This is a genomic window from Idiomarina sp. UBA3162, from assembly GCF_002364475.1.
Classification (GTDB): domain Bacteria; phylum Pseudomonadota; class Gammaproteobacteria; order Enterobacterales; family Alteromonadaceae; genus Idiomarina.
On the sequence record NZ_DEYI01000014.1, the window covers coordinates 1 to 9,021 of the forward strand.

Annotated in this window: 7 protein-coding genes, 1 pseudogene and 1 riboswitch; of the genes and pseudogenes, 1 reads left to right on the forward strand and 7 read right to left on the reverse strand. The window is 47.7% G+C overall.

Annotated elements, in window-relative coordinates; all coding sequences use genetic code 11:
- The coding region (locus tag B2X00_RS02045) for a hypothetical protein (protein WP_290485911.1) at window positions 1–258 on the forward strand (258 nt) is incomplete at its 5' end.
- Between the two features lie 64 nt (window positions 259–322).
- On the opposite strand, the gene B2X00_RS02050 is transcribed toward B2X00_RS02045, so the two are convergent.
- From B2X00_RS02050 to B2X00_RS02080, 7 genes and pseudogenes are all read right to left on the reverse strand, one after another.
- Window positions 323–868, reverse strand: coding sequence for a prepilin-type N-terminal cleavage/methylation domain-containing protein (locus tag B2X00_RS02050; RefSeq protein WP_290485912.1), 546 nt, complete (start codon window positions 866–868; stop codon window positions 323–325).
- Between the two features lie 8 nt (window positions 869–876).
- Complete coding sequence (locus tag B2X00_RS02055) at window positions 877–1,746, reverse strand: hypothetical protein (RefSeq protein ID WP_290485913.1); 870 nt, start codon at window positions 1,744–1,746, stop codon at window positions 877–879.
- Window positions 1,743–4,127, reverse strand: coding sequence for a fimbria/pilus outer membrane usher protein (locus B2X00_RS02060; protein WP_290485914.1), 2,385 nt, complete (start codon window positions 4,125–4,127; stop codon window positions 1,743–1,745). Before B2X00_RS02060 ends, B2X00_RS02055 begins: the two co-directional genes overlap by 4 nt.
- Window positions 4,096–4,800 (reverse strand): fimbria/pilus periplasmic chaperone, encoded by a 705-nt coding sequence (locus B2X00_RS02065; RefSeq protein WP_290485915.1) that lies wholly within the window; start codon window positions 4,798–4,800, stop codon window positions 4,096–4,098. The genes B2X00_RS02060 and B2X00_RS02065 overlap by 32 nt, the downstream gene beginning before the upstream one ends.
- A gap of 73 nt (window positions 4,801–4,873) precedes the next feature.
- Window positions 4,874–5,377, reverse strand: a complete 504-nt coding sequence (locus B2X00_RS02070; protein WP_071463108.1) for a hypothetical protein — start codon at window positions 5,375–5,377, stop codon at window positions 4,874–4,876.
- A 16-nt stretch (window positions 5,378–5,393) separates the two neighbouring features.
- Window positions 5,394–5,481, reverse strand: a riboswitch (cyclic di-GMP riboswitch).
- 175 nt (window positions 5,482–5,656) lie between these two features.
- On the reverse strand, window positions 5,657–8,767 hold the full coding sequence (locus B2X00_RS02075; protein WP_290485916.1) for an efflux RND transporter permease subunit: 3,111 nt from the start codon (window positions 8,765–8,767) through the stop codon (window positions 5,657–5,659).
- A pseudogene (locus B2X00_RS02080) lies at window positions 8,760–9,021 on the reverse strand (efflux RND transporter periplasmic adaptor subunit); the annotation flags it as partial. The pseudogene B2X00_RS02080 and the gene B2X00_RS02075, both read right to left, overlap by 8 nt.

Genomic DNA, 9,021 nt, shown 5'->3' on the forward strand with positions numbered 1-9,021 from the left:
CTGTCTACTTCAACTCGTAACTTCCCTAACCGTTTAGGTGATGGCGCAAACGTTTACCTTACTTCTGCAGAGCTCGCAGCAGTAGGCGCTATCGTGGGTCGTTTACCGACACCAGAAGAGTACCTTGAGTACGCGCAAGACATTAACGCGATGGCTGGCGAAGTTTATAAGTATCTAAACTTTGACCAAATGGATGCGTTCCGTGACGCTGAAAAAGCAGCGAAAGAGAACATCATCCCGACCATCAACGTTGCTTAATCGCACCGCGTGAGTCGAATTAAAAAGCCTCGCAGTTTTGCTGCGAGGCTTTTTTAATGGTTGATTAACAGCCGTCTGTTTTGTGTGCGACAAAAGTACCGCGTGAGTTGATCGGTTGGGTAAAGTAAACGCGACAGTTGTCATCCGCTATTTCACCATCATCATCACGGTCAAAACCGATATAGGTTTGATGACGCTCACCGACTTCAATGATGACATCCTCTGAGAAATTCACCATTTTTGCCACTTCGAAGTTATCAGGCCCCAATTGACCATCGCCGTTCTTTATCAGCTTAATGTCACGACTGACATTGTTACGCGGATTCTCTTGGTCTGAGGTGGTATCGGCTTCGATAATGCCGTCACCATTGACGTCTAACCACGGGCTTCCATTCACGTCGATAACTCGGTTAGGTAACTGTAGTGCAGCATCAATATGCTTGGAGGCTTCCGTCAAGGTACCCGACATCGACTTAACTGCATTGGTCCGTGCTGCGGTACCAAAGTCAAAAAACTTAGGCGCCGCCGTCACCGCTAAGACACCAATGACCACAATAACAATAATCAACTCAATCAGCGTAAAACCTGCATTTAACTTCTGTTTACTCAAAACAACTCCTATCTTGCTGTCACTGTCACATAAACGGTGTCTTGATAACGACCTGCGCGTTGATACTTCACATCATCCACAACGATACCCATATCAAAGCGCCGCTTACCAGAGTAACTTTGCTGGTAGCTGCGTTGGTAGGTGGTAGTTGCGGGAAAACGGTTACCATCAAAAAGGATCTCATACGGGATGCGACTGCTGCTGTCTTGCTGATGCACCAACGCGCGGTCCTCTGAATAAATCGATACGTCGTAAAGACTGTTACTAAACACTTTTAACCGCCAATCAGCACGCGCCCCGTCATTGAGGCTGCCTAAATCTACTTGGTAGTGGCCGCCATGACCGCGCACCGAATCACTGTGTGAGCGAGCGACTTGAATACTGACAATGGCAGGCATGTAAAACCCAAGATCGACCACTTTATCCACCAATGTATTGCGACCATCCTTAGATTGAATAACCAGAGCGGCCGAGTATGCGCCCGCCGTAATCACGCGGTGTGCATCAATACGTAACCACAAATTAAGATGCTGATGACCGTTGTAATCAACGACCCAAGAGCGACGTCCATCGACGGTGCGCACCGGCAAAGGTTTGCGATTGGTATTAAGTAAAGTCGCATCGAGCTGTGCGCCCCCTTCACCGATGAGTTTGAAAGGTCCGTTATCTACAGCGCTAAAAATCAAACTATCGATACAAGGACGCCCCTCTCGAAACGCCTGCACTTTTATCGGCAATAAAATTTCATCGTCAAACCGCACCGAATTGTATTGGTTGACTTGCACATCAAAATCACCCGTGCACTGGTGTGGGTAACGCCCATCAGCTTGTGCCACAGCTGACACCAGAAAAATAAACACGATTATGAACCTGTTCATGGTTGCACCTCGCTCACGGTAATAATCCCCGCATCAATTAAATTTTCTTCCGCTGCTTTAAAGTTCACTTTTGCTTGATACTTACCTATCACTAACTTGTAAGTACCTGGCGCAATGCCCTCGACCGCAAAACGGCCCCTGCGATTGGTAAATACATCCAACACCAATCCATTTCCAACCAGTTCGCCACGCTCTAAGCTTAACGGCTGACCTGATTCATCTTGAATGTAGCCCAAGACTAAATAAGCGGCATCAGAACCCACAGTAATGACACGTCCAGTCACACTGCCACCGCTCGAATCATATAAACCTGGACCCCAGTTATAACCGAGCGGCGCGTCAGGCACATTGACAATAACACTGGTTTCACTAAAGGGGGCTCCGAGGGTGACAAGTCCTGCGAGGGTGTCGCCTGCCCGCGCTTCGATCTCACCCAAATAGTCGGGATTAATCTCAACGCGGCTATCTGCTAGCGTTTCATGCTTATTAATCAATGCGAACGGCGCATCAACAATACTCGACATGCCAAGGCTGCCGTCTGCAAAACCGAGCGTCGTACTCAGCGATGTGCGATAGATGTCAAAACTAGCGCCCGACTCTAGTTCAAGTTTTGATGCCGTCAGTTCGCCGCGCATACGGTTGCCGGTGTAACTACCGCTGGCTCGAATATCACGTAACTGTGGATTATCGATGCCATAGATTTCGTAACCATAGTTGCCTACCCGGTTGCGGTTAATGCGACCAAAGCTCGCTTGTGCCTGTTCTCTGCGGTCATCGTATTCAACCCTTGTACGCAACTGACTACGCGAATCATAGCTATTCCAAGAAATACTCAAAAACACGCCGTCTTGTTGCTGCGTTAATGGATCGACAAAGTTACTGCGATAATATTCGGCACTTAACAGCCAACCACGACTGCGCCAGCTGAGTCGTAACGAATCAGTATTGATAGTTGTGCCATCCACCGCTTCGTAACGCGACACACTGGCTGTTAAATCAAGCTCGTCATTGAAAAAGTAGGTATAGTCTGCCGTCACCCGTCGATCATCAAATAGTGCAAGTGGCTGGGTAGCTACTGTGGGAGCAAAATCGACTCTTTTCTCAAAACTAAAGCGTAAGTTAGGCGAGCTGTTGTAACCACTTCCCCAAACCGAGAACCCCATATCGATGGACGCTGCATAGCCATTAAATTCATCCAGTTTAGATTGAGAGCCACGCAATGTAATGACACCAATGTCAAAACCATAGGATACCGTAGTGCCGACAATATGGCCCAAGCTACTGAGCTCGAGGTTCATGCCGGCAGTGAAACTATCTGAGAAACCGTAATCGTAATAGCCAGAAAATGTCAGTTCATCCGCATAGTTATATGAAAACTCTTCAAATTCCGATGCATAACCTAGCTGAAACGAGAAATCCGAAAGACCTTTACGCAACAATGCGCCGCTATAGAAATTATCAAAGCGAAATGTCTGTGTTGTGCCATCTTCGAACGTTGCGACGACCAATACCTCATTGGCGCCAGCAGTGAACGGCAAATCATTTAACTCATAACGACCCGGGTTAAATTGCTGACGTAAAACCGTAAAACCGTTCACTTGGATCTCAACATCGGCGCTCGAAGGGAGATAGAATTGTTGACTGTTACCTGGACTAATTTCACGACGCGGTTGCAACTCTCGATAAGCCCGCGAAATACCAATACCACCCATATTGAGTCCGCTCACATGACCACTCGTGAAGGTGGTTAAATCGCCTAACTCATAGCGCAATGGTAATTGAGGGTTATCGTGAAATAGTGTGACCTCACCGCGGTAAAACTCGTTATTGCCCTCGTCGTCGCGATCGGCAAAGGCAGACCAGCGCGCATTCACGCCATCATAGCCTCCGACGTTGGCTGATCCGAGCCACTCTAATGCGAAGCGCGTGTCCGATTCGACAGTCTCCGTTAGCAGGTTAAAACGATTAACGCTTGCAATCGTTGCCGTACTATCAGGAATCACCACATAATCGGCTGCCCCATAATTCAGCTCGGTCGGACGCAGAGCACTACCGGCTAACTTTGCCGTTAGACTCATATTTTGCGGTGAAAAATCGATGAAAATGCCGCGATCCTGTAATGCAGCAATGGGTATTAAACTGTCAGAATAAGCTTCTAGCCATTGAATAGTATCATCATTCAGCATACGGCCCATTGAGCTCAGCAATGACTGTTTCACGACAGCAACGACTTGACCCGCTTGAATGGTCGCTGCAATATCCTTGATATCACGTTCGTTATAACTGACCGGCAGGTCAATGGCATACTGTTGAGATTGAGCAGGTAATGCATAAGCCGAAGCAGACGCACTAACGATCATCAGCCAATTCAATGCGCGCATCTTGGACTCGTCCTTGCTCATTAAGCGACGCCAAAGCTAATCGAATGGTATGCGATGGCATCAAATAGGAAACCGGCAATAATTCACGGTACATGGTCCAATCAACGGCACGTTCACCATCAGCATTGATGATCAGTTGACTGCCATTAAGATTAACGACTTGGTTTCCATTATTAGTAAGTACTAACTCACATTCTTTATCTGTATTGTCGCAATCCAGTTGCTGTTGCAAATCCTCGATACCTTGTTGTGGGTTAACAAACAACAACGTGGCAAAATTAAATACCATATTAATCTCTGGCTCACCGTTCGGCTCGCTCTTCAATGGCAATTGTTTGAATACAATCCGATAAGACTGTGTTTCAGCTAGGCGGGGGTCACCAATAAATTGCGCACGAAAAACTTGATACGATTGAGCCGCCACCTCGATTTGCGGTGGCAAGACAATGATGTCATCAGTTTCTACAAGCTGTTCGACTTGGTTTTCGTCGAAACTACGTTTATAGACTTCCACTTCGAGTGGCAAGGTGGTTTCGCTCGGGTTTGCGACACGATACGTCACACGATTATTACCACTGGTCGCCTGGATTTCAGCGATCATCGGCTCCACTTCGTAGGCATCTACCAGCACAGCAACGAGTACTAGCAGCCACAACATCGTTTTCTTTAACATGGCTGAACTCTTGAGGTTATTCGGGAAAGTTAAGCCATCGCCCGAAGGCGATGGCTTAGAATGAAAAACTCAATTAGTTAGGTGTAACAGTGACAGTGATCGTGTCGCTGTAGTCACCTGCACGCTCATAACCAGTTGGTGCTGGAGACACTTTCAATGTACGGCGGTGTAGGTCACCATTGGTATTGTTACCCACCATGTTACCGTTACCAGTCATTGAATAAGGAGAGGTTAGAGATACGCCCACTGCGGCGCCGTGATCCATAGTGTATGGAATGAAACCTGCTTGTGGATCGTTGTTAAGTGCCAATACACCACCGTTTTGTGAGCTATAAGTGATGGTTGGCATTGCGGCTGTATTACACCAGAAACCAACACCAAAGCCGGCTGTTGCAACACCGTCTAACGCGATGGTTTTTGAAGGACCACTGCTGTTATCAACTTTACACACTTTCTCAACGGTACCGTTAACAGTGAATGAAGTAGTATCGGTATTGCTTAAGTCCATTTGCTCAGCAACGGCTGCGGTGGTAGTGAACAAACTAGCAACTAAGAGGGTTTTTACTGAAGTTTTCATTTTGCGAAATCCTAATTTTCGCAACCCGGCTATCTTCGCTTTTTATTTTTAGAAGACCCGAAGCTTTCCGTCCCCACCTCGCGATGGGTTTGGCCGACTTGATTTCACCGTAGTGTTGTCAAGTTGAAGTGTATTCTAGAAGAGCCGTTTTGTATTCGCCAGATCGATTAATCAATTTTTTTTTTCAATCGCCTGGTAAATTATTGAATCATAAATAAATATTATGTAAGTTTTTTGTTAAGACTGCGACCCAAACGGGTCGCAGCCTCATGTCAGACATCATTTTTGACGTCGATTTAGCAACATAAATACCACTGGTATCAGCACCATTGAAACCAAGGGGGCCAACACCATTCCACCCACCATAGGAGCCGCAATACGTTGCATTACATCGTTACCAATACCCGAACCCAACATAATTGGCAGCAACCCGACAATAATGGTGGCGACAGTCATTGCTTTGGGTCGAACTCGCTTTAACGCCCCCTCCTCTATCGCAGGCATTAATTGAGCTACCTCCGCGTCGTGCGCTTTCCATGCCTGATTAAGGTAAAGCAACATAACGACCCCAAATTCAGCAGCCACGCCAGCCAACGCGATCATGCCAACGATAACCGCAAGCGACAGTTGGTAATCCAATAGATAAATGAACCATAGGCTACCGGCCAAAGCTAATGGCAGCGTCGCAATCACTAACAGTGACTGGGAAAGCGAGTTAAATGCGGCATACAGCAAGCACAGAATAACCACCAATGTGATAGGAATAATCAGCTGAAGATCGCGCTCCACTTGTTGCATGGCCTCAAACTGCCCAGTCCAGCTCCAGTTGTAGCCTTCGGGTAACTCAAGTGCCTTTAGCTGTGACGTCAATTCGGCAATAAATTCTGAACTCGTGACACCTGCAATAGGTTCAATAAATATCCAACTACTGAGCCGCGCATCTTCACTTTTAAGTACTGCTGGACCTTGTGTCAGACGGATATCCGCAATATCGCCAAGCACTAACCAACGCCCCGATTCGCTGTAGATCTTGAGCTCCTTCAGCTTATCAACATGATCTCGCAATGCACGTGGATAGCGCACGTTGATAGGAAAACGTTGTTCCCCTTGAATCGACGTGGCGACCTGTTGTCCACCCACCGCATGGGTAATGAGCTGTTGGAGTTCGGCCTGCGCAACACCGTATCGTGCCGCTTCGTCGAGCTTGGGCGCGATCTCGATATAGCGACCCGATTGTGCGCGCTCAGCAATCACAGATGCCGTTGCAGAACTATCCTTAAGTTGATTTTCGATTTGCGTAGCAATGGTTTGCAGTTGCTGAGGCTCAGGTCCACTCACTTTTATTGCTAATGGCGTTTTTACTCCAGTTGCGAGCATCTCAATACGTGTTCGTATGGGCATGACCCACGCATTAGTCAAGCCAGGCACTTGCACATATCGATCTAACTCGGATTTTATGTCATCAATTGTTTTCCCCTCAGGCCAGTCCGATTCGGGCGTCAACGTGATGCTGGTTTCGATCATGGTGAGGGGAGCGGGATCGGTTGCTGTATCAGCGCGACCCACTTTACCAAACACGCGCTCTACCTGCGGGTGTTGGGCGATTAACTTATCAGTTTGCTGTAGCAACTGAGAGGCTTCCTCAACGCTAATACCTGGCAGCGTTGTTGGCATATACATTAAGTCGCCCTCGTACAGCGGTGGCATCAATTCATAACCGAGCTTTTGCCACGGGTAGGCGGCGCTCGCTGTAATCGCGATAGCCAGCACGATAGTGATCTTTGGCCATTGCAATGCACTGTTAAGCAGTGGGCGATATAGCCATACAAGCAATCGCGTGAGTGGGTTTGTTTCCTCTTTGGGTATTTTGCCTCGGATAAAAAATCCAATAAGTACTGGTATCAGTGTGATAGCCAACAGCGCGGCAGATGCCATGGCGAGCGTTTTCGTATATGCTAAAGGTTCAAACAAGCGCCCTTGTTGACCTTGTAAAGCAAAGATAGGTAAAAAACTAACGGTTATAATCAAGAGCGAAAAGAACAACGAACCGCCAACCTCGGTACAGGCTGCTAAAAGCACACGCTGTCGCTCGTTACCTTGAGGTTGTCGCTGATGAGTGTGTTCATAAGCCTGTAAATGCTTATGGGCATTTTCGATCATCACAATCGCCGCATCCACCAATGCGCCGATGGCAATAGCAATGCCGCCAAGGCTCATAATGTTTGCCGTAATGCCCATCAGGTTCATGATCCATAGTGCAATCAAAACGGATAGGGGCAAGCTAATCACTGCCACTAATGTTGAGCGAGCGTGTAGCAAAAAGATGAAACAAATCACCGCCACAAAAACCATTTCCTCAACCAGTTTACTGCTGAGGTTATCAACTGACGCATTGATCAACTCGGAGCGATCATAAGTCGGAACGATTTCGACCCCCTCGGGTAAGCCCTGAGCAAGTTCTGCTAATTTAGCCTTAACACCGTTGATCGTCTTGAGTGCATTACTATCGTAACGCATGACAATAATCCCACCGACCACTTCTCCTTGTCCATTAAGGTCCGCAACACCCCGACGCAACTCAGGACCTATCCGTATATGAGCCACATCACCTAAGGTAATAATACCGTCATGAGCAGACGGCTTACCGATAGGTAAACTTCGAAAGTCATCTATCGATTGTAGATAACCCAAACCGCGCACCATGTACTCGGCCTCGGCCATTTCAACGACGGAACCACCGACTTCAGCATTGGCATTTTGAATCGCCGACGTCACATCACTTAAACTCAATTGGTAGCGGCGTAGCTGACTCGGCTCGACCACCACCTGATAAGTCTCCACCATACCGCCTACGCGTGCTACTTCGGCCACACCTTTAACACTTTGCAATCCTTGCTTTAAGTACCAATTCTGAATACGCGTTAACTCGCCTAAGTTGTGCTTTCCTGTACGATCCACCAAAGCATACTGGTAAATCCAACCGACACCGGAGGCGTCCGGCCCCAACATGGGCTGTACGTCATCTGGAAGTTGCCCCTGAGCTTGATTCAGGTATTCAAGCACTCGGCTACGGGCCCAATACGGGTCCGTACCCTCTTCAAAAACAATGTAAATATACGAGTCGCCAAAAAACGAAAAGCCGCGCACCGATTTTGTCTTAGGTACCGAAAGTAACGTACTCGACAGAGGGTAGGTCACCTGTTCTTCAACCACGGCTGGTGCTTGACCTGGATAGCTAGTTTTAACCACCACTTGCACGTCAGATAAGTCAGGAATCGCATCAAGTTGCGTGTCTTTCAATGAGTGAAGGCAAACCAAAGTCACGGCTATTGATAGCAACAAGACCAGCCAACGGTGCTTTAAACTCAGTTCAATGAGATGATTAATCATGCATCCCCCCGTGTGAGTGCTGCATCATTGGCATCGTTGTATCTTGATCGGGTAGCAAGCCCTGCATTGAAGCTTCCGAATCAAGCATAAATTGCCCGTTAGTGACCACCTGTTCGCCGGCCGCTAAGCCACTCAAAATTTGCACGTTGTCTCCCACTCGCATGCCCACTTTTACCGGCTTCACAGTAAACTCGTTATCGCTGGTCTTGACCACGACACGATTTTGCTGCCCCACTTGGATCAGACTTGATACG

Coding starts and splice junctions, on each gene's coding strand:
- B2X00_RS02055 (WP_290485913.1), bottom strand. CDS start 1,746: ATGAACAGGTTCATAATCGTGTTTATTTTTCTGGTGTCAGCTGTGGCA.
- B2X00_RS02060 (WP_290485914.1), bottom strand. CDS start 4,127: ATGCGCGCATTGAATTGGCTGATGATCGTTAGTGCGTCTGCTTCGGCT.
- B2X00_RS02065 (WP_290485915.1), bottom strand. CDS start 4,800: ATGTTAAAGAAAACGATGTTGTGGCTGCTAGTACTCGTTGCTGTGCTG.
- B2X00_RS02070 (WP_071463108.1), bottom strand. CDS start 5,377: ATGAAAACTTCAGTAAAAACCCTCTTAGTTGCTAGTTTGTTCACTACC.
- B2X00_RS02075 (WP_290485916.1), bottom strand. CDS start 8,767: ATGATTAATCATCTCATTGAACTGAGTTTAAAGCACCGTTGGCTGGTC.